Source organism: Latilactobacillus graminis DSM 20719 (assembly GCF_001436415.1).
GTDB classification, from domain to species: domain Bacteria; phylum Bacillota; class Bacilli; order Lactobacillales; family Lactobacillaceae; genus Latilactobacillus; species Latilactobacillus graminis.
Genome location: NZ_AYZB01000058.1, coordinates 85,290 through 104,332, shown reverse-complemented (window position 1 = coordinate 104,332; position 19,043 = coordinate 85,290). Strand labels below are relative to the sequence as shown.

The 19,043-nt window shown below is 37.0% G+C and carries 20 protein-coding genes; 7 read left to right on the top strand and 13 right to left on the bottom strand.

Annotated features, from left to right (window positions below; all coding sequences use genetic code 11):
* Window positions 1–24 precede the first annotated feature (24 nt).
* Genes FC90_RS07565 through FC90_RS07555 form a run of 3 tightly spaced genes read right to left on the bottom strand, consistent with a single transcriptional unit; the run spans window position 25 to window position 3,660 of the window.
* Window positions 25–1,188 carry a hydroxymethylglutaryl-CoA synthase gene (locus FC90_RS07565; protein ID WP_057908638.1) on the bottom strand — a complete coding sequence of 388 codons (1,164 nt, stop codon included), beginning with the start codon at window positions 1,186–1,188 and terminating at the stop codon, window positions 25–27.
* 14 nt (window positions 1,189–1,202) lie between these two features.
* Window positions 1,203–2,471, bottom strand: coding sequence for a hydroxymethylglutaryl-CoA reductase, degradative (locus tag FC90_RS07560; RefSeq protein ID WP_057908637.1), 1,269 nt, complete (start codon window positions 2,469–2,471; stop codon window positions 1,203–1,205).
* Window positions 2,458–3,660, bottom strand: a complete 1,203-nt coding sequence (locus FC90_RS07555; protein ID WP_057908636.1) for an acetyl-CoA C-acetyltransferase — start codon at window positions 3,658–3,660, stop codon at window positions 2,458–2,460. Before FC90_RS07555 ends, FC90_RS07560 begins: the two co-directional genes overlap by 14 nt.
* Window positions 3,661–3,864: 204 nt before the next feature.
* On the opposite strand from FC90_RS07555, the gene FC90_RS07550 reads away from it, so the two are divergent.
* The 4 genes from FC90_RS07550 to FC90_RS07535 all read left to right on the top strand — a co-directional run bounded on the left by FC90_RS07550 (window position 3,865) and on the right by FC90_RS07535 (window position 5,559).
* A complete protein-coding gene (locus FC90_RS07550) occupies window positions 3,865–4,077 on the top strand; it encodes a DUF1659 domain-containing protein (RefSeq protein ID WP_057908635.1) in 213 nt (70 codons plus the stop codon).
* A gap of 32 nt (window positions 4,078–4,109) precedes the next feature.
* Window positions 4,110–4,331: a DUF2922 domain-containing protein gene (locus FC90_RS07545; protein WP_057908634.1), complete on the top strand. Its 222-nt coding sequence runs from the start codon at window positions 4,110–4,112 to the stop codon at window positions 4,329–4,331.
* Between the two features lie 135 nt (window positions 4,332–4,466).
* The gene (locus FC90_RS07540) at window positions 4,467–5,273 is read left to right on the top strand and encodes a hypothetical protein (RefSeq protein ID WP_057908633.1); all 807 of its coding nucleotides are present in this window, start codon (window positions 4,467–4,469) and stop codon (window positions 5,271–5,273) included.
* Window positions 5,260–5,559: a hypothetical protein gene (locus FC90_RS07535; protein ID WP_057908632.1), complete on the top strand. Its 300-nt coding sequence runs from the start codon at window positions 5,260–5,262 to the stop codon at window positions 5,557–5,559. Before FC90_RS07540 ends, FC90_RS07535 begins: the two co-directional genes overlap by 14 nt.
* On the opposite strand, the gene FC90_RS07530 is transcribed toward FC90_RS07535, so the two are convergent.
* From FC90_RS07530 to FC90_RS07520, 3 genes are all read right to left on the bottom strand, one after another.
* On the bottom strand, window positions 5,548–6,366 hold the full coding sequence (locus FC90_RS07530; RefSeq protein ID WP_057908631.1) for a TIM barrel protein: 819 nt from the start codon (window positions 6,364–6,366) through the stop codon (window positions 5,548–5,550). The genes FC90_RS07535 and FC90_RS07530 overlap by 12 nt on opposite strands.
* A 232-nt stretch (window positions 6,367–6,598) precedes the next feature.
* Window positions 6,599–7,333 carry an amino acid ABC transporter ATP-binding protein gene (locus tag FC90_RS07525; protein WP_057908630.1) on the bottom strand — a complete coding sequence of 245 codons (735 nt, stop codon included), beginning with the start codon at window positions 7,331–7,333 and terminating at the stop codon, window positions 6,599–6,601.
* The gene (locus tag FC90_RS07520; protein WP_057908629.1) at window positions 7,333–8,769 is read right to left on the bottom strand and encodes an amino acid ABC transporter substrate-binding protein/permease; all 1,437 of its coding nucleotides are present in this window, start codon (window positions 8,767–8,769) and stop codon (window positions 7,333–7,335) included. The genes FC90_RS07525 and FC90_RS07520 overlap by 1 nt, the downstream gene beginning before the upstream one ends.
* 280 nt (window positions 8,770–9,049) lie before the next feature.
* Here FC90_RS07520 and FC90_RS07515 point away from each other — a divergent pair, with 280 nt between their 5' ends.
* Entirely contained in the window at window positions 9,050–9,460 is a 411-nt protein-coding gene (locus FC90_RS07515; protein ID WP_057908628.1) for a peptide deformylase, read from the top strand.
* Window positions 9,461–9,522: 62 nt separating this feature from the next.
* On the opposite strand, the gene galU is transcribed toward FC90_RS07515, so the two are convergent.
* A complete protein-coding gene (gene galU, locus FC90_RS07510; protein WP_057908627.1) occupies window positions 9,523–10,425 on the bottom strand; it encodes a UTP--glucose-1-phosphate uridylyltransferase GalU in 903 nt (300 codons plus the stop codon).
* A gap of 191 nt (window positions 10,426–10,616) precedes the next feature.
* On the opposite strand from galU, the gene FC90_RS07505 reads away from it, so the two are divergent.
* On the top strand, window positions 10,617–11,441 hold the full coding sequence (locus tag FC90_RS07505) for a hypothetical protein (RefSeq protein WP_057908626.1): 825 nt from the start codon (window positions 10,617–10,619) through the stop codon (window positions 11,439–11,441).
* 180 nt (window positions 11,442–11,621) lie between these two features.
* Window positions 11,622–12,170: a sigma-70 family RNA polymerase sigma factor gene (locus tag FC90_RS07500; RefSeq protein ID WP_057908625.1), complete on the top strand. Its 549-nt coding sequence runs from the start codon at window positions 11,622–11,624 to the stop codon at window positions 12,168–12,170.
* 581 nt (window positions 12,171–12,751) lie between these two features.
* On the opposite strand, the gene FC90_RS09605 is transcribed toward FC90_RS07500, so the two are convergent.
* The 6 genes from FC90_RS09605 to FC90_RS07470 all read right to left on the bottom strand — a co-directional run bounded on the left by FC90_RS09605 (window position 12,752) and on the right by FC90_RS07470 (window position 19,042).
* Window positions 12,752–12,997, bottom strand: coding sequence for a hypothetical protein (locus FC90_RS09605; protein ID WP_338043111.1), 246 nt, complete (start codon window positions 12,995–12,997; stop codon window positions 12,752–12,754).
* A 257-nt stretch (window positions 12,998–13,254) separates the two neighbouring features.
* Window positions 13,255–14,748 carry a lipid II flippase MurJ gene (locus FC90_RS07490; protein ID WP_057908624.1) on the bottom strand — a complete coding sequence of 498 codons (1,494 nt, stop codon included), beginning with the start codon at window positions 14,746–14,748 and terminating at the stop codon, window positions 13,255–13,257.
* Window positions 14,749–14,751: 3 nt separating this feature from the next.
* Window positions 14,752–15,864: a UDP-galactopyranose mutase gene (glf, locus tag FC90_RS07485; RefSeq protein ID WP_057908623.1), complete on the bottom strand. Its 1,113-nt coding sequence runs from the start codon at window positions 15,862–15,864 to the stop codon at window positions 14,752–14,754.
* 20 nt (window positions 15,865–15,884) lie between these two features.
* A complete protein-coding gene (locus FC90_RS07480) occupies window positions 15,885–16,973 on the bottom strand; it encodes a polysaccharide pyruvyl transferase family protein (RefSeq protein WP_057908622.1) in 1,089 nt (362 codons plus the stop codon).
* A gap of 13 nt (window positions 16,974–16,986) precedes the next feature.
* Window positions 16,987–18,054, bottom strand: coding sequence for an EpsG family protein (locus tag FC90_RS07475; RefSeq protein WP_057908621.1), 1,068 nt, complete (start codon window positions 18,052–18,054; stop codon window positions 16,987–16,989).
* A gap of 4 nt (window positions 18,055–18,058) precedes the next feature.
* Entirely contained in the window at window positions 18,059–19,042 is a 984-nt protein-coding gene (locus FC90_RS07470) for a glycosyltransferase family 2 protein (protein WP_057908620.1), read from the bottom strand.
* Window position 19,043: the final 1 nt, after the last annotated feature.

Sequence of the window (19,043 nt, the reverse complement as noted above, 5' to 3'; positions counted from 1 at the left end):
TTTTAATCCCCACAAGCTAGAACCCTAGCGTTTTAAATACAATCTTTCATGCTGCTTGATGCCTTTTAAGATGATTGGTGCATCATCTAACGCCAAATCAATTTCAAATTCGCTACCATCTTCTGGTAGTTCCGCTTGGAATTGTGTTTCATACTCAGCCAATGTCAATTGTCGTCTTGCGGCCAACATTGCTTTATGCTTTAATCCAGCCAACTGGTTTTCAAAGCCAGGTTGTAAAATCCCGGTGAAAAATTCGCTGATGGCCCCTGAGCCGTAACTGAACAAACCAATGCGGTCACCTGCTGATAGTTGTTCAGATTGTTCCAACAATGAAAGCAAGCCTAAGTATAATGAACCGGTGTAGATATTCCCGATTTGTCGGCTGTACAAAGTACTTGCTTGATATCGATCTAACAATTGTGCTTGTTGCGTTTCTGTTGCTTCTGGCAAAATCGTTCGTAGTGCCTTTAAGCCCATTTTCGTATAGGGTAAATGGAAGGTCAAGGCCTTAAAATCAGTAATTGAACGACCCGTTTGTGCGCGATAATCCGCCCAAGTTGCTTGGAAAAACGCGATGTATTGCTCCGTTGAATATTTACCGCGCGCAAAAGCCTCTTTTGAATAGTTTGGCCGCCAGAAATCTTGAATATCCTCACTATGGACTGTTGTTGCTGGTTCTAGCGCCAACAAATGCGGTGTAGCACTGACAACCATCGCAATTGCACCAGCCCCTTGTGTCACTTCACCAGGAGTCTCCAAACCATACCGTGCGATGTCAGATCCAATGACCAATGCTTTTTGATTTGGATGAGCTGCCACAAAATCGTAAGCCGTCATCAAACCAGCCGTTGCGCCATAACAAGCTTCTTTGATTTCAAAGGCACGGGCATTTTTTAAGCCTAACAGATGTTGGACATATAAAGCCCCAGCCTTTGACTGATCTATTCCGGACTCTGTACCTAACACTAATAACCCGATTGCATCCCGATTATCTTCGTCTAACACCTCAAGGGCAGCATTGGCAGCCATTGTGACACTGTCTTGGCTGAGCGGCGCAATTGCCATTTGATCTTGACCAATCCCAATCGTGTATTTATCTGGATCAACGCCGCGGGCATTGGCCAACATCACTAAATCTAGGTACGTATTAGGCGTAAAAAGGCCCATCTTATCAATTCCGATTTGCATAATAAACTTCCAATCTATTTATTTTCAGCACGCAATTGTGCTAGTAAAGCAGTTGCGATTGCCGTATTTAAATGTGGTGCGGTTAATAATAATGGTAATAACTGCGTTAATTCACGATCATTGGCACCAGCAGCAATCGCCAACGATTTGGCTTGGAGTGCCATGTGCCCTTTTTGAATCCCATCTGAGACCAGTGCTTTTAACGCCGCTAAATTCTGTGCCAGACCAATGGCCGCAATAATCCCGGCTAATTCACGCGCACTTTGGACATTTAATAACCGTTGATTAATTTGAACGGTTGGTAAAATTCCAATCGAGCCACCGACCATTCCAACTGGCAAGGGGAGCTCAATTCGGCCTTGCAATTGTCGCTGTGCTGTCCATTGCCAACTGGTCAGTGGCTGGTAGGCCCCATCTCGAGCGGCATAACTATGCGCACCCGCTTCGATTGCTCGCCAGTCATTACCTGTGGCCATAATCACTGCATCAATGCCATTCATAATGCCCTTGTTGTGCGTTGCTGCGCGGGCAACATCCACTTTAGCAAAATCAGTGGCCGCAATTATTTTCGTAGCAATCACCTCACCTGATAACGTGGAAGTTGCCAAGGTTGCTGGATTAATCGTGACACTAGCACTAACTACTGCTTCAAACGCTGCATTAGTTAGAACACTCAATAAAATCGTGCCACCCAATTGTTGCTGAACTGCATGCGCAATAGCTTCGCAAATCGTATTAACGATGTTAGCCCCCATTGCTTCTTGTGTATCAATCTGTAACGTCAATTTTAAAAACCGTTGATCAATAATGGCTACTGTAATTGCTCGTAGTCCCCCGCCGTGTTTCATAATCGATGGGTGGGCCGCTTGCGCCACTTCAAATAACAAATCATTATTGCAACTGACCCAGTCTTGGGCTACCTTTAAATCACCTAAGTCAACCAGGACCACTTCGCCGGTCATCTTCCGTGTGCTTGATTCAGTCACAAAGCCCCCATTAATCCGGCCTATCTTAGCCGCATTATTTGCGGCCGCAACGACTGATGGTTCTTCAATTGCAAACGGCACTTGATACAGCGTTTGATTAACTAACAAATCTTGTACCACTCCGAGCGGGATTTGATATTGACCGATTTGATTTTCAATCATGTTCCCGGCTAACTCATCGGATAACGGTTGTGCTGCCGCTAAAAATTCAGCGTCAGTTTGATTCAATATACCTTGCTCAACAAGTGTTGCCAAACGTTCATTTTTCGTCAATTGATAAAATTTAGGCTTTTCCATGACACCATGCCTCATTTAATTGAATTTCGAAGGCAATTCCTAAACCGCCACCGATACATAAAGCAGCAATTCCTGTTTTTTGTTGAGTTCGTGCTAATTGATGGATTAAAGTAGTCATAATCCGCGTACCAGATGCCCCGATTGGATGTCCTAGAGCAATGGCCCCACCAGCAATATTTACTTTAGCAGGATCAACTTGTAACCCATTTTGAACGGCCACACTGGAAGCTGCAAAAGCTTCATTAATCTCCAATAAATCGATATCCGTTAAAGTTTGTGCTTGTTTTTTTAACAATTTTTGAATTGCTTTGACTGGTGTATAACCCATATATTCTGGGTCAGCACCAACTTCTTGGTACCCAACTAAAGTGGCTTGATGTACCAAACCAAGCGCAGTTGCTTTGGCTTTACTCATAACAATCATTGCTGAAGCGCCGTCGTTAATTCCCGAGGCATTCGCAGCGGTGACTGAACCATCTGTTTGAAAAGCAGGCCGTAACTTTGCCATTGCACCAAGGGTCGTGGTAGGCCGAATGCCTTCATCTTGACACATTTCAAGTGTCGTTTTGTGTTGTTGGATGGTGATTGGGACAATTTCAGCATCAAACCAACCAGCCTGTGTCGCTTGCGCTGCTTTATGATGTGAATTCAACGCAAAATGATCTTGCATTTCGCGCGTCACATTATATTTGGTTGCTACATTCTCCGCAGTAATCCCCATCGGCTGCTGTGTAAAAGCATCATTTAAGCCTTCACTACTGATACTATCAATCATCGTTTGGTCACCAAACTTACTGCCGAAGCGCATTTGTTTATTTAAATATGGTGCTTGTGACATGCTTTCTGTCCCACCAACTAAAACAATTTCAGCATCACCCATGACAATCGCGCTTTGGGCCAAGCGAATGGCTTTTAAGCCAGAGCCACAGACCTCATTAACTGTCATGGCAGTGCTGGATTGTGCCAAGCCACTTTTTAAAGCAATCTGGCGCGCAACGTTTTGCCCCAAACCAGCTTGTAAAACATTTCCAAAAATGGCTTGATCAATCTGAGTGGCGTCAATACCAGCAGCTTCAATTGCGGCTTTGGCTGCAATGGTCCCCAACTCAACCGCACTTAAGCTTGCAAGCTGGCCTCCTAATTTACCAATCGGTGTTCGTTTAGCACTGATAATAACCACTTCTTGCATAATATCCCTCTTCATCTATAAGTCTAATTATTACTATAACTAATTTTTCATGAAACGTCTGGAAAATCATCATTTCTTTAACTTTTTTTAGAAATCCACCCGCTAATTTAAAAATTATTTACCATTTTATCAGCAGCGCGCATTACTCATTAGCGTAAGTCATTCACCGGTGACGCTTACGATTAAATTTTAGGAGGAAGCCCTATGCAAACATCATGGTTAGCATCAACCATCGCTTTTGAATTACAAAATACAGATTATCCCGACGAAAGTCTACAACGTCGGATGACCGCCGTAAAAGAGGACGTTCAAGCCGCTGAAATCCAGGCAGTCGGTGAGGCACTCGCCAGTCTCCATAAGGGTGACACGTTTGTGACAGCCACTTTAAACACTAAAACTGCTTATATTGCTAAATAAAGAACATACCAATTTTCGAGGAGGAATTCAAGATGAAACAACTTTGCTTAGAATTTAAAAATAGTAATGCTAAGAGCCGTGTATTACGTTTAAACAACGTCGACGATAATTTAGATGCCGAAACCGTTAGAAGTGCGATGACTAAAATCGCATCAGCTAATATGTTTATTAAAAAAAGTATTGAACTTTACAAAGAACCAGTTGGTGCCAAATACGTCGAACGCATTGAGACCCCGATCTTTTCTGATAAATAATTAAGCCAGCATGAAGCCCCCAAATCGAACCTGATTTGGGGGCTTTTTTTGCGTTTTACATAAATTAATTAACAACCCTTGTTTCCACGATTAACTTTGGTGTAGGCTTACATAAAGTAGTTCAAAGGAGTTATCATGACCAATCTATTTAACTTACCTCAAATGCTGCAATCAATGTTGCTTAATTGCTTACTGGTAATTGCGTTACCGCTTGCTTTTGCCGGGGTTTTAACACTAATCAATCGTTCAACAAAACGGCGCTTAGCCCATTGGTGGGATTACTCTCAATTGTTAATTGGTGGTCTAGGCACTGTGATTCATGAAATCAGCCATGCCGTTGCCTGTTTAATCTTCCAACACCAAATTGTTGATATGCAACTCTTAAAATTAAATCTACGCGATAATCCAGATCATTCGCTTGGCCACGTCAATCACCGCTACCGTCCTGGCCGCCTGTGGCCAACAATTGGCAATCTCTGGATCGGGATTGCCCCGATTTTTGGTTGTTCGGCGGCCATTTTCGGACTGACTTGGTTATTAGCACGGCCCACTTTTAAAACGTGGCTGAACTTTGCCGAACAACCATCCTGGCAGTTAAGCGCAATCGGACCCTTATTTAAGCAACTGGGGACAACCCAACTAGGTCCACTGTTGCTCTGGTTAATCTTAACTAGCATGATCACTATCGGCGGCTTTGATTTGTCTACAGCTGATTTTAAAGGCACGATTCCAGGTATTATCGCCACAATCATTACGGTCTGCCTCATCACTGGTCTATTTTCATTTGTCCCAACAGTCGACACCACAACTTGGCTCATTGGCGTTTTGACACCAATGGCCATCATCCTGACCATTGCCGTTAGCTTGTCGAGTATTTATTGGCTGCTTATTACCGGAATTTTCGCATTATTAGAAAGGACAACTTATCATGCGCGTCATTGACTTGCTACAGCTATTAGCCGATACACCAAAAAACGCTGGTATCTACTTCGAAGGCCCTGAAGAGCTCCAACCCATCGCCCACTTCGAACTCGCCGTCGTTGATGAACAGCCACGACTATTACTTCAGTTAAAGGTGGCAGACAAAAAGCCGCTGAAGCAGTGGGAATTTAGCTTATTATTAAACCAAAAAGATTATTATCAACATTATATGTATGTCCAAACAAAAGACGGTGACTATCCTTTGTTTGGCTTTCGCGTGGCCGCTGACAAAATTCTACTCGGGTAATTGGCGTTCGATCCAAGTTAAGTAACGATGACTGGCTATCATTTCTTGCGCATTATTTTGATCAGCTAACTGTACTTCATAAATCGAACTTGCCTTGGTATTCAACCGGGGTAAAACTTGGGTCCAATCAATTTTTCCCTTTCCCAGTTGCAAACCATCATGTTGTTGACCCATTGAATCCACCAGATGATAATGGACAATATGCTCACGCAAAGTTGTTAGACTCTGCAAGAAAGCAGTCTGATCCCCCTGCAACTTGATGAAGCAATGACTCGTATCAAACGCTAAGCGGTAACCTTTATCAAAAATGGCCTGATCAAAAATCGGATTTCCATAATAGAAAATCGGCGAAATTGAATTTTCGAACATGATATTTTCTCCGCCAATCCGCTGTAAATAATCAAGACGCTTGAACAAAACCCGAATCGCATCCGTAATATTACCGTAACCTGTCGTCAATTCTTCAATTGGATCATCATAAGCGCCATGCACCAATAGTTGGACGTCTTCGGCTTTCGCTAACTGCAATAAATCAAGTGTTGATTGCCATAAGAAGCGATATCGTTCTGGCGAACTCGCTTCGTTCATCGATAATTCAAGATGGCGACCTTTAAAATTCATCGGATGGTGCAAAATGATCCGTTCAACCTGCTGGCTGCGCACATAGTGAATTTTTCCACGTAAACGTGCTAGCCCAGTCGGCGTTACATCTTCGGCTGTTAAATGAAATTCAAAATACGTTGGCTGATACTGCATGCGATCAGCAATTTGCTGATCATTAATCCCCGCTTTTAAGCCTAAGCGCATCGTAATCCCTCTTTTCTCTACTAGTTCCTATTTCTATTCTAACATTGTAAAGACCTAAGAATCGTAAAAGCGGCTCACCAAGTAATGGTGGGCCGCTTTTTTTGTTGGAGCTAAACGTGTTTTTTGGTTGCAACAACTTCTGCTTAATCTAAAAATGACCAATATGACTAAGAACCGTCATATTGGTCATTTTCTGTCAATCCTCAAAGCCAACCCGTTCGAATAAGGCACTCTATGCATTTAGTACCTTGTTCAGGAAGTCTTTTGTTCTTTCGTTTTGTGGGGTTTCAAAGATTTCCTGTGGTGTGCCTTGTTCGACAATGTGCCCGTCTGCCATGAAGATGACGCGATCGGCAACTTCTTTGGCAAAGCCCATTTCGTGGGTGACGACAACCATTGTCATGCCATCTTTGGCCAAGCGTTTCATGACAGCTAATACATCGCCAACCATTTCAGGATCCAGTGCGGATGTTGGTTCATCAAACAAGAGAATATCGGGTTGCATCGCCAACGCACGGGCAATGGCGACTCGCTGCTTTTGACCACCCGATAGTGATTGTGGATTCGCATCGTACTTATCAGCCAAACCTACCGTCTCGAGTAATTTTTTTGCGGTCGTCTGCGCTTTTTCAGCAGTCATTTTACCAAGCTCAACTGGTGCAAGCATGATGTTTTCTGCCACCGTTAGATTTTTAAACAGGTTGAAATGCTGAAAAACCATCCCAATTTTTTCCCGAATTTGATTCAAATCACTCTTAGAATCACTTAAATTATAGCCATCAACAATAATCTCACCACTGGTTGGTTCTTCTAAACGATTCAAACAACGTAAAAACGTACTCTTTCCTGAACCTGATGGGCCAATCATCACCACCACTTCGTTGTTGCCAACGGTTAAATCCAAATCCTTCAAAACCTCGTTACTGCCGTAATTCTTAATTAGATGTGATACTTCAATTCGATTCATTAGTTTGCCATTCTCCTTTCGATATACTTCGATAACCACGTGAGAACCGTGATGACGATTAGGTAAATTAAGGCAATCATTGCCCAGATTTTGAAACCTTCTAGATTACGAGCGATAATAATTTTACCCGTCTGTGTCAGTTCAAGAATTCCGATGATTGATAAAATCGATGTGTCTTTTAACGTAATAATGAATTGGTTGATAAAAGATGGCACCATAATCCGAATCCCTTGGGGCAAGACAACGCGTCGCATTGCTTTGCTGTATGGTAAGCCTAAACTACGTGCTGCTTCCATCTGCCCGGAGCTAACCGCACCAATCCCACCTTTAACAAAAGCTGCCGTATACGCGCCTTCATTGAACATCAACGTGATAACCCCAGCAACAATCGCCGGAATCTTCTGCCCGGTTAAACTGGGAATTCCGGTGTAAATAAATAACGCCAGTACCAGCAGCGGTAGCCCCCGGAAAATATAAATGACTGTATTCGAAATACCACGCGCAAACCGGTTAGGTAATACGCCGAGTAAACCGAAGAAGACCCCAAAAATGGTTGCGAAGAAAATCGCAATAACGGTTAATAATAACGTTTGACCTAAACCGCTCAACAACGCATCTTTATTTTCTTTCAATAATCCAAAAAAGCTGTGATCAACGGTCGCTTTTTTAGTTGATTCTGTACTTAAATATTTTGCTTTAATTTTATCGTATTGACCATTTGTTTTTAATTTAGCAAGACCTTTATTGAATTTGGCGATGAGCTCAGGATTGCTCCCTTTCTTAACGGCAAATCCATATTCGCCACCTTCAGCAGGTTTGGTGACAATCTTGAGTTTCAAGCCCGTCTTAATCCCATATTGCATAACGGGCTCGTCTTCAAAACAGGCTGCCGAATTACCATTCACGACATCATTATACATATTATCTGAATCATCAAACGTAACGGTGGTAAAGCCATATTCTTTCGCTCTGGCCGTCGCATAGGCCCCAGCGGAAGTCCCTGTTTTAATCGCAACACGTTTACCGCGCAACCCTTCTAAGCCTTTAATCTTACTGTCCTTTTGAACGGCCATTACAACCCCGGTCTTGTAGTAAGGATCAGCGAAGTCGAATTTTGCTTGCCGTTCAGGTGTAATTGTCATCCCGGCAATCATCCCATCAATCTGTTCCGATTGAACCGCTTGGACCGCCGCATTAAAGCCCAACGGTTTAATATTCATTTTAAAACCCTCGGACTTCGCAATTGCCTTCATGATATCAATATCAATACCGACATATTGATTCTTCTCATTCGCAAACTCGAATGGCGGATAGGTCACATCCGTCCCGATTTCATAAGTTTTTTCGGCAGCTTGAACCGGTTGTTGCGCCTGGTGACCAAATACAAATAGACCCACTAGCAAAAAACTACTTAAAAATACAATTAATTTCTTCATGTGATCCTCCCTAAATACCTGTCCAATTTTGTTGATCACACCAAGCATGTCATTAAAATTAGATTAGACGTTTTATAATATTATATTAATAATTATAAGCATAAAATTCATATTTGTCGAATTTTTTAATGATTTTTTTCTATAAAAAGGCTTATCAATAATATAATTACACCAAAAAAGCAGCATAATTCGCAGCTCTTTTTTAAATGAGAATTAGATGAGTGCGCTCGTTATGCTAAAATCTGCTATACTAAACCTACTATTATTCAAGGAGTCTATTATGATTAAACCCATTATGCACGACACACAATTCTTAGCTCAAAAGGCGATGCCAGCAACACCGACCGACGTCGATGTGCTGACCGATTTACGCGATACTCTACAGGCCAACACAGAACGCTGTGTCGGGATGGCGGCTAATATGATTGGCGTTAACAAACGGATTATTATCGTTCAAATGGGCATCTTACCCGTGATTCTCGTGAATCCGCAGATTGTGCGTCAAGAAAACCCGTACCAAACAACTGAAGGTTGTCTTTCATTACCCGGAGAGCGCCCTACAACCCGTTATGAAACCATTGAAGTCACTTACCAGGACCAAGCCTTCAAACCCCACAAGCAAGCTTTCTCAGGCTGGATTGCACAGATTATCCAACACGAAGTTGACCACTGTGAAGGACTTATTATTTAAAACCAACATAAAAAAACGTTCAACCATGCCAATATGCGGAAAGGTTGAACGTTTTTTACATGCTATTTATTTTCTTTTTTAGTATCTTTTTTTAATTCTTCTGCTAATTCGATGATGTATTGCTTCAAGTCATCTTTTACTTCTGGGTGTTTTAACCCATATTCAATGCTAGTCTGTAGGTAACCAAACTTGTTGCCAACATCGTAACGTCGACCTTTAAATTCATGGGCGAAGACGCGTTGGGTCTTATTCAATTCATCGATGGCATCGGTTAATTGAATTTCCCCACCAAGCCCGGGTTTTTGGTTTTCTAATACCTCAAAAATTTCAGGTGTTAACAAGTAGCGACCAATAATGGCTAAATCACTTGGCGCCTTATCAATCTCTGGTTTTTCAACAAAGTTCTTAACGTTGTATAAATCATCTTTTACCTTGTTTTCTGGATTGATGACCCCATACTTGTCCACTTCATTATGTGGCACTTTCATCACAGCTAATTGTGACGCGTGAGTCTCTTCGTATTCGTTGATTAATTGCTTACTCAATGGAATCTTATCTTCCATCAAATCATCGCCTAACATCACAACGAATGGTTCATCAGCAACAAAAGATTTCGCAAGGCGTACAGCATCCCCTAAGCCATTCGGATGGGATTGACGAATGAAGTAGAGATTAACGCCCATATCGGTTGTTTCATTAACCATCTTCAACATCGCAGTTTTGTTTTTAGCCTTTAGGTTTTGTTCCAATTCTGGGACTGAATCAAAGTGATCTTCGATGGGGCGCTTGCCTTTACCAGTAATGATTAAAATATCTTCAATCCCGGAAGCCTTCGCTTCTTCTACGATAAATTGAATCGTTGGCTTATCAACAATTGGCAACATTTCCTTCGCCATTGCTTTAGTGGCAGGTAAAAAACGTGTGCCCAATCCGGCTGCTGGAATAACTGCTTTACGTACTTTCATATACTAAAATCCCCCATAACTTGTAGTCTAGTAACAGTATGCCATAAAAAAGCGCTTTTGTAACAATTATTTGATAAAAATGAGGGCAATATTAATAATTACTTAGGATTTCATCAAGATTTTCACAATATATTTGAAAGCGGTTACTTTCATTGGTACGCTCATTGAGTAAACCTTAAAGGAGGTCTTCGATGTTCTTATTACAGCCCAATCGGATTACAAGCACTCATGAATGTATTCCAGCGCCGCTCATTATTAAAGATACCAACGATTATAATTTCTGTGCCCCCCATCAATATCTAATTCCCCATTCGCACCAAGCGAGCATTAATTTTGATACCATGATTATTTTCCCTTATACGCGTACCCAAAGCATTGTCCTCGATCGTCTAACCGGGCTCCAAATGATTCCCCGATCAACCCGCCGCTTAATGCAAAACTATAACCACCAACAACTAATTGACTTCTCCCAACCGCGCTATCTTTGCCACCGCTTCAATTATCATCGTAAGATTCCGCACGTGAATGGTGAATATCAATTCTTACCTTTAAGTGGCACTGCCCATCAGAATGCGCCTTGGCTAGCCCTTCATTACGTGCGCGATTACGAACTAATCCGCAATCACCTCTATGTCACCTTTTTAAATGATTGCACCTGCACACTCCCTTATAAAGGACGTCAGATTGATACCGAAATCCATCAATGCGCGGCGATTGGTCAAATTTTAAGAGGTTGCTTAGTCGTCTGTGCCGCCAATTTTGGCTACCAGATTGAATTACAGACCTGCTTCAAAGCGAGTGTGATCCATCGTTTCGATCAATGCCACTGTTCACTCTGTCAAAATGTCCCAACCACGACTGCAGATGTGATTGGCTTATTAAACGCACTCAAAGTTCAAAAGGAAAATTATATTTATCAGGCTGCTTTACATGAATATACTGAGTTTACAGCATTCGATATTCAGTGCTATGTATCTGGTGTTAAAGAATTAATCCGTAAATTACGACAATTATAAGGTCCCAGTTCAGTTGTTTTCACTTCTTTTCATTGTATAATCCAGTTATTTTCGGAAAAAATGGGTATAACAGCCCGATTAATCGTTAAAATCGGTTATTTTCCTGATTAAGCCCAACCCGCTATAGTGAACTTACCGGTAATTCACACTGTGAGCTCATAGTAGACAGGATGCTTAACAATGACCCAAACCGATTTACAAACTGCTTTTGATCTGATTACCCAAGATGACACGCTGATCTACGGGGTCCTCAAAGATTTACACGTCCAAAGACAACGCAGCAACTTTGCCGATCTCTATCAGATTGGCGTCATCGCCTTTGCCGAAGCCTACGAACAGTTTCCCGGCAATGTCGAAACCGAAACCCACCGGTTCATGGTTTATGCTTATCAGGCCGTTAAATGGGCCATTATGATGACTTTCCGCAAGGATAATAATCGCGACAAACACATTGGCTTCGTTAACCGGGTAACCGATGACGATTCCGTGATGGACTATCTCGATCAAGTTGCTGATCCCTACTGCAACCCAGAAGAGGCCGCCGTCTGTAACGACCTCTTCGAGCGTCTCTATCAAGTCTGTACCCCACGCGAAAAACGCTTCTTAGTCCTCCGCTACTTCTACAACGCCACCCTAAAAGAAATCGCCGCGGATCTAAACATCACACGGCGAACAGCTAATAATATTAAGTTTAAGGTGCAAAAGAAGTTTAGTAAGTTATTAATATAGAAAAATATAACTAATAAAATCTAGTATCAGATTTTTCGATCGAAAACTCTGATACTAGATTTTTTAATTATTTTTTTGAAATGTACAAATAAACTTATATTAAATATTTTGTCGGATAGAAAATCAAATCTATTAATTTTACTTTTTTAACTAAGTAAGTAGCCGTATAACATACTAGTAGTGTTAAAACTAAACCTCCTAAAACTTATATATAAATTTCCTATTCCAAGTTTTATCAATATAATTCTTACTATATATTTTCAATATAGTTAACCTTAGTAGTTATTTTTATTCTAGAAATTACCGTAAAGAATAATAGAATTGAGATTATTTTTGAAACAATTGTCCCTAATGTCATTCCATTTGATGCATAAAACTTCTTTATATACATTATCTGTATTAATAAAGTAAGTAGCAAAATTATACTTAAAATCGATGTAGTAATTTTACTATTTTTGATTGCATAAATTAGTATATTATAATTACGTCCTAACAGGAAAGGAATCATCCAACGCACTGTATTATCTATAATATAAATATTTGTAGGGTGTATCAAAATAAATATGGAAAAATTGCTGCTATCAATAACTCATACTTACTTGATCTAATATTAAATCCATTATTGAAACTGTTAAGAAAATAAAGAACAATACATACAGATACCACAAATAAGATATGGGTGTCCTATAAATATTCAATACAGAAGTAAAGGTATATCTCGTATTTACATCTGAGGAAAAACTCTGTAAAACAACATAGCTAATTGAGAAAAATAGATACGGGATAAACAAAGCAATAAACTTTTTCTTCATTCCTTTCCAAAATATATCTAAAGTTGTAACCCTTTTAAATAAAAAATCTGATATTGCAAAAAAACCGGCATTACGAATGTAAAAATTACCATTAATATTATCTCTAAAAATAAATTATATTTAGAATAATTTCCAGTTTCATAAATACCTTTAAGTACATGTCCCAATACAACAAAGAACATTGTTATCCCTTTTACAAAATCTATTCATTCGATTCTTTTTTGCAAAGTATCCACCCTAATTATAGATTAATTAAATTATATATTCATCTTCTATTTAAATTCAATTAATTCTTTTTCTTTTAAGAAATATAATAGTAACAAGAGCACTGTTACAGAAAAAGCAATTCCAATAACTACCTGTAATGCTACAGTCACCATACCGTTAAATACCACGGTAACTTTAACCAAATAAAGAACTCCATACATACATAATCCTAACAAATTAAATATTATAAATATCATTACCAACATACTATTTCGCAAAGACATATTATCTTTGTATAGTCTAATCAAAATAATTGACGTAGAAAAAATTGTCCCTATCGCAGGGGCCAAGACAATACTCATCGGCCCAATTATTTTCGATAGTACCATTAACATTATTATATTAAAAATTACAGTCAATACAGAATTAATCATTGGTTTTTTTGTATTACCTACGGCATAATAAACTCTATATATAAAATCTCTAATAACATCTATCGGTAATACAACGCATAGAACCAAACCAAATGTATATACTACATGAGCATTTTCTTTGGTAAATTTTCCGTGTATAAACACAATATCAATCAAATTGCTCCCTACAGATGCATATCCCCAAAAAATTAATATAACAAACGCCATAGTAATCCCTATAAAATATGTGCTCTCTGATAACCCTTTAATGAGATTCTTATTAATTTTTCTTATCATTGTTGGATAAAATAAATTCACTATATTTACAATAAATAATGCTTGAAAAATTCCTATAACTTGATTCGCATTTGTAAATATAGTGACGTATCCATTCCCAAAATTATTGGCAAAGTAATTAGAAAATAATATTTGTATCTGAAATATTGTTGAACTAATCAATATTGGTACAGTATTTCTTAATAAGGTTTTAACTTGCTCATTTAATAAAAATCCCTTAAATCTAACTCTTAACAGACTATTATTATCCTGAATTCTTCTCAATGCAACAAATTGAAGAAAATAAGAAATAGCAGTTAATAGCGTTACATACATAATATTAGGTTGAGCAACAGTCATTATATATACGACAGGTATTAATGCTGGAATTATATCTGTCAACCTTGGAATTATATAGTTTTCTTTACTCTGATATACAGCAGTATAGACTGCAACATTGATCCTAGATAATTGTGCAATAAAGAGGATAATTATCATAGATATAAAAGTACTTTTTAACTTGCTATCATACTGTCCAACTATGCTACTCCTAAATACATATAATAATATAATACCGATTATGCCAATGATAAGTGTAACAATAAAGACTACGGAGAGATACTCTTCAAGATTACTGTCATCTTTTTCATTTCTGTTTATTGAATTAAGTTTTGGCATCACTACAGTAGTAATCGCTGAGCTGACAACTGAAAAAATAGAAACAGTAAATACATTGGCTAAATAAAATGAATCTAAAACGCTACTTGCCCCAAATTTTTGTGATAAAATGACACTTTTTAGTAATCCAAATATTGTTATAATTGTAGAAATAAGTACAATTGCTGGAAAACTTCTAACAATTTTTTTCATATTCTAATCCTTTAATTCATCTTTTACGACTTGTAACGCTGCATGAATCACTTGGTGCATATCGTAATAACGATATTGCCCTAAACGACCCCCAAAGACCACTTTGGGTTCTGTTTGCGCTAAGTCACGGTATGCTTTGTACAAACGGTTATTCTTATCATTATTGATTGGGTAATAAGGTTCGTCGCCACGCGACCAGTTAGCTGGATACTCTTTGGTAACGATGGTCTTGTTCTTGTCACCTTTACCGAATTCGAAATGTTTATGTTCAATCAACCGTGTGTATGGCGTTTCAGCATCAGTGTAGTTAACCACCGCGTTACCTTGGTAATTATCAACGTCCATTTCTTCAGTTTCAAAACGTAAGCTCCGGTATTCGAGTTCCCCTAATTGATAATCAAAGAATTGATCAATCATACCGGTGAAAATCACTTTATCATATTGATCGATATATTCTTGTTTCTGATCAAAGAAATCCACACCCGTTTCAACATCGATTAAATCACTAGCCAACATTTTTTCGATGATTTGTGTATACCCACCGATTGGAATCCCTTGGTATGTATCATTGAAGTAATTATTATCGTAAGTCAAACGAACTGGGAGGCGGCGAATAATGAACGCTGGTAATTCTGTGGCTTTTTGACCCCATTGTTTTTCTGTATAACCTTTAATCAGTTTCTGATAAATATCAGTCCCAATTAAAGAAATTGCTTGTTCTTCCAAGTTTTCAGGCTTTTTATCACCTAACACTTGGCGTTGTTCATCAATCTTGGCTTGTGCTTCAGCTGGCGTAACCACGCCCCACAACTTGTTGAACGTGTTCATATTGAATGGTAAGTTATAAATTTCACCTTTATAGTTAGCCACAGGGCTGTTAGTATAACGGTTGAATTCTGCGAATTGATTAATATATTCCCAAATTTCCTTATTGCTAGTATGAAAAATATGCGCACCATATTGATGGACTTGAATGCCGTCCACTTCTTTAGTGTAAATATTGCCAGCAATGTGATCGCGCTTTTCAATTACTTTAACGCGGTTCCCGCGTTTGGCCACTTCGTATGCGAAGGTTGAACCAAAAAGGCCAGAACCGACTACTAAATAATTAGTCATTCTTATACTCCTTTGAGTTATTATTCTAAAATTTTATCAACATAGTCAAATTGTAGGGTGGACTCTTCTGAAATTTCATTTATTTGCTTATCTGAGACTGTTCCATACATCAGTGAATCACTTAAGCTATTCTCTGTAATATTTTGTATCCTTATATTTGGAATATCTAATTTTAAATCTTCAATTACTCTATCAATTTTTTTACTATAAGATAATACACTGATCATATTATGAAATTTAATCCCTAAAATCATTGCATGATAACGAGTTGCAATCACCCTTTGAGCTCTACTAAATATATCCAATATTTGATTAATATCGTTATACATTACTACTTTAATTCTCTTCTTAGACTCAGTATCTAATCTATTTAAAATCCTTTCAATTGCCTTAGAGTCATTTTCATGTTCACAAAATGATATTAAAGTAGGTACCTTCTCATCTCTAAGCAGGTCTTTTATTATTTCCACTATTTTTAATTCATATTGCTCTACACTATTCTTTAATTTCAAATTTCTTGTCTCATACATTAAATCAATTATAGAAATAATCACTTCATTTGTTGGAGTATTTGATGTATCAACCTTATTAGCTAGAGAGAATACAATATCTGGTGCATAACGAGCCTTATTATTATCTTTAAATAAATTATATGAATATACATCTCTGAAGCAAACATCATCAACCTCATTAAAGAAATCACGATAACAACTCAAAAAATTATTATCTTTATATGGACCAAAATTACAGCCAATAATATTATATGTTTTAGAATATTTTAGATATAAACTTCTTCTTCTTAAAGTTTTTTTCCAATTATCATCTTCTATAAATATAGAGCCTCCTATTTCAATAATATTAGAAAATAACAAAGGTATTACCGAAAATATATTAGGTAATTTAAAAAAATTCATTATTTTATTTAAATTTGCCAAGAATCCTTTATCCTCAACAAAAACTTTTAGATTATTAAATTTATAATAATTCCTGTATTCATTACTAGTTGAAATATAGAATTCTGTTTTGGGATATTTTTCACATATAATTTTCAAGAATAAATCGTCTCCAACATTACCTTGCCAATATCCCAATAAATAAGCTTTTTTCATATTTCCTCCAAATTTATAAAACTGAACTATATGGTAAAGTTTCCCCGTAATTATATTTTAGAACCATACTATAGAATAATATAGCGTATGCAATACCAACTAATCCGATTAATATCATTTTAATCCACCTAATTTTTATAGTCTTAATTAGGTTAGGAACTAGCACTATCTGAATAGGAATAAATAAATAATTAATTCTATATGAATTAGGAATAATCATTGAAACAGCAGAGAAAAAAACTGCAATAATTTGTATATTACCTTGAATTTTTAGTTTTACATCAACTTTTTCAAAATATTCTACAAGTAACATAATTAGTAAAACAAAAATATTTATAAAAATAATAGCTGTATCAACATGTCCATTATCGAATTTACTATTAAAATAATTAGTATAGAAGTCTAGACTAAAAAAAACATTCACTAAAAATCGTCTAATAGGCATTAAGAACAAAGTAATCAAGGCAATAAATGGGGTTATTTTCCACCATTTCACACGAAAATATCTTAAAAAATAAAATGGAACAAATAATATTGATGAATGATGGAAAAAATATGCTACTAGAATCAGAAAAAAATATCTAAAATATCTTTTTTCATAAATGTACTTTATTGAATATAGAAAAATTGCAGTTGCTAAAGACTGTCTCATAACATTTAAAGAAAAATTATAAAACGTTCCGAAGATGAGGATATAGATGCTCAATACACTGTTCAAACTTTGCTCTTTAATAAATTTTAAAATAAAAAATAAAATTATAAAATGAGTAAAGAAGAATATCCATTGATAAGATCCTAACATATTTCCAAATCTTATTAATAATTGATATAGCGGCTCAACATTTGCATCTTGACCTTCTAATACCATTGGTATTTGATAGCCACTATACAATACATAATCAGTTCCAACATTGTAACGTAGCCCTGCTAGCAAAACCATTAAGATAAATATAAATACGTACTCTATCGTTATAAAATACTTTGAAATAACACTTTCATCACCAAAGTTCTCCGTTCCACTTATCAAATACGGAACACTCATTATTAAAGTACATAAAATACCTAAAACAACGTAAATCATAATTTTATCCTCTATTTTTAAACATTTTTGGATATTTCCAAATTAAATCTCCTAAAAAAAAAGCTTTATTAAAATATAGCGATGCTGCAATTTGCTTGAGATATTTAGTTACAAAGCTACCGTTATTATAATCTTTAATTTTCCATTCTGGAAAATATTTATCCATAGTCTTTTTTACCTCATCTATCATTTTAATTCTTACATTTCTATTAGATATATCCATGAATTTTAGTAGAATGGTATTATTTATTAAATGATCTATAAAAAGTAACTTCAACTCTTCATTTTTTTCATTAGTTCTATCATCTTTACGTACTAATTCATATACTCTTTCACACATTGGAATTGTATCCAGTACCTTATCTTCATCAATAGTATTACTTTGTGATTCTTCTCTATCCCAAGTATATGCGTATAACGCTTTATTCAATTTTACTATTTTTTTTGCACGACTAACCGCTACCGGTATTGTTCCTAAATCTTCATACCAATAACCGGTTGGAAAATTTAAATTTTCCCATAAATTTTTATTGTACAATTTATTCATAGGCATTGATGAGGACTTATCAATACTTACACCACTACTACGATACTCTTTACGACGTCCATCTATAAATAACATATCAAATATAACTAAATCGCTATTCTGCTTTTTCATTAAATGAACTGGTTCAGCTACAAATTCCGAAAATACATAATCATCAGAATCTACAAACATTATATACTTGCCTTTTGATTGCTTGATTCCTAAGTTTCTTGCAGATGCTTGACCACCATTTTCTTTTGATATAACAATAATTCTATTATCTTTTTTTCGAAATTTATTTAAAATATCCAAAGAATTATCATTTGATCCATCATTAACTAGTATTATTTCAATATTTTTATATGTCTGATCTAATAAAGATTGTATACATCTTTCTAAATAACTAGCAACATTGTAAACCGGTATAATTATTGATACTAATTCTTCTTCATTTATTTTCACC